This is a genomic window from Planktothrix sp. FACHB-1355, assembly GCF_014748295.1.
Lineage (GTDB): Bacteria > Cyanobacteriota > Cyanobacteriia > Cyanobacteriales > Aerosakkonemataceae > Aerosakkonema > Aerosakkonema funiforme_A.
The window spans coordinates 1-2,777 of record NZ_JACJUP010000971.1 but is presented as its reverse complement, the minus strand read 5'-3'; the positions used below and the strand labels follow the sequence as shown (position 1 = coordinate 2,777).

The following is a 2,777-nucleotide window of genomic DNA, read 5'->3' as shown; positions in this document are numbered from 1 at the left end:
CTGCGAAAATACTTGGCAATTATACAAAATAGTATAAAATTTTATAGAAAAGGCAATAAAAGAGAATTAAATTTAAAACAAATCAGTTACCAGTTAGAGCTGGTACAGGAAACGTTAAATCCTTATTCTATAGAACTAACATATCTAGACTTTCAAATCCACGCTATTGATATAAATTTGGGCAATTATAAAAAACGATTGGAAACGATCGCCAAAAAAGCGGGTGCAGATAGCGAACTGGAATTCATGCAGGAATTTAGCGCTTTAGCTGAAAATAAATATCTTCTCCAAATCACAAAAGATTCTGACAACTTAAAGCTGGGTTTGAGTTTAATAGATAGTGCAATTAATACACTTCGCAGTCGTGTGGAAGTTGACGAAGCAGAACGGGATAGCATTTTTCAAAATGCTGTCGCTATTTTAGGTGTAGGATTTGGTGCTATAACTTTATTTGGAGATTTGCCGCCGGAAGGCGTTGACGATGCCGTTACACACATTGTCGGCAATTCTTTGCACGTTCCAGAACCTTGGGTACAACCTACTACCACATTTGTCTATAACTTAGGTATAACAATTTTAGCAGGAGCCTTGACTTGGTTGGTGATTCGCTTTTGGCCGCGATCGAGGTAACCCACAGATCGATCGCCCCTACACAATAGATATCTCCAATAATTCTTGTGCGATAGGCATCCTGCCTGTCTGTGAGATTCTTTTGGAGGAGATATATATATTAATGTGCTAGTTGCGTAAGTCTGAAGAAACCCGATTTCTGACTCTGCTGCAAAATTTGGATATATATATGTTAAGCTACTCGTGAAAAAAATTTTGAAGAATTAGATCTCCCGTTTTTTTAAGGCCCAGGCAATCCAAAGTCCAAAATCCTCTCATCCAAAATCCAAAATCGAGTGACCAATGGTAAATGAATTATTTAATAAAAAATCCGTAGACAGGTTAGTCGAAGAAGCTTCGGCTGAAAACGGTCATGGATTGGATCGATCGCTCGGTTTATTCAATCTCATCGCACTGGGTATTGGTATACTTATCGGTGCGGGAATTTTTGTCCTGACGGGACAGGCAGCTGCCAATCACGCTGGGCCAGGAGTTGTCATATCATTTATGATGGCAGCTGTTGGCTGTGCATTTTCGGCACTGTGCTACGCGGAATTTGCTACCATGATTCCCATTGCTGGCAGCGCTTACACTTACGCTTATGCTACTTTGGGCGAAGTGGTGGCGTGGATAGTTGGATGGGATTTAATTTTAGGATATATCTTTTGCAGTTCTACGGTTGCAGTAGGCTGGTCGGGATATTTAGTCAGCTTGCTAAAAGATGTGGGAATTGTAATTCCACCAGAGTTTTGCAATCCGCCGCTGAATTTACCGGCGATGTTTATTGTGGTGCTGATGACGGTATTGCTAACTGTAGGAATTCGCAAAACGGCAAAATTTAATAATGCGATCGTCATCATTAAAATTACGGTGATTTTACTGTTTATCTTTTTGGGATTCGCTCACATCAACAACCTAAATTTGACACCTTTTATTCCGCCGAATACAGGAGAATTCGGCAGCTTTGGATGGAGTGGAATTTTGCGCGGTACAGGAGTTGTCTTTTTTGCTTACACGGGTTTCGATGCAGTTGCTAGTGCAGCACAAGAAGCGCGAAATCCGCAAAGAGATATGCCGATCGCAATTATGAGTTCGTTGCTCATTTGCACTATCCTTTATGTAGGAGTGTCCCTGGTGTTGACAGGAATTGTACCTTATCAACAACTGAATGTACCCGATCCAATTGCTGTGGGTGTAAATGCGATAAAAGAGGAATTGCCCTGGTTGCCACCAACGATTAAAATCGGAGCGATCGCAGGTTTGAGTTCGGTAATTTTAGTATCGCAGTTGGGACAATCGAGAGTTCTTTATGCCATAGCCAAAGATGGATTGCTACCACCTCTATTAGCAGCAGTTCATCCCCAATTCAGAACACCCCACATTGCAACTATTATATCGGGAATTTTCGCCGCCCTCTGCGCCGGATTGTTGCCGATCGATTTGTTGGGAGAATTGAGTTCGATGGCAGTTTTATTCGCATTTTTAATTGTCTCCCTTGCCGTGCCAATTTTACGTCGCAGCCAACCGGATTTGCCCAGACCTTTCAAAACACCCCTGGTTCCCTTAGTGCCGATTTTAGGAGTAATTACATCTGGCTTGCAAATGGTTGCTCTGTCTACCGATACTTGGTTGCGGTTACTTGCGTGGATGGCAATTGGTTTGGTATTATATTTCACATACGGTCGCAAAAATAGCACCTTAAATCACCAAAAGGAACAACCAACTGAGTATCCGGAAATGACTTGAAGTTTCCATTTGTCTAAAAGATTTTTTGAAAAATGCGATCGCGTGTTCTAGATATAGCAACCGCTCTCGTTATTTGCCAAAGCGAAACAATCCCTTAAGCAAACCATCGGGTAATACCAAATCCGCTTCGATTATCCCCATTATCCTTGGAAGAGTGGGAGAGTGGGAGAGCTTATGGAGTGGGAGAGCGGCGGAGTTGGAGAAGAACATTGAGACTGAAAAAGGGGGTAACAGACCCAGATTTGGTATAATAACAAATTGAAAATTTCAGATAGCAAACTGCCAGATTCTGGCGCAAATTTCGCTATCTGAAATTTTCTGTGTTAAATTTAAATTATTATGAGCGACATCATCTATCCTACTCTCGACCTTTTTATCTACGATTTGAGAAATGGCTTGGGCGAAAGTCAGTCAGATCGGAA

1 protein-coding gene and 1 pseudogene are annotated in these 2,777 nt (G+C 41.6%); both read left to right on the top strand.

Features of this window, described 5'->3' with window-relative positions; genetic code table 11:
- A pseudogene (locus H6S82_RS27720) lies at positions 1–630 on the top strand (hypothetical protein); the annotation flags it as partial.
- 282 nt (positions 631–912) lie between these two features.
- Positions 913–2,355: an amino acid permease gene (locus tag H6S82_RS27715; RefSeq protein WP_190470324.1), complete on the top strand. Its 1,443-nt coding sequence runs from the start codon at positions 913–915 to the stop codon at positions 2,353–2,355.
- Positions 2,356–2,777: the final 422 nt, after the last annotated feature.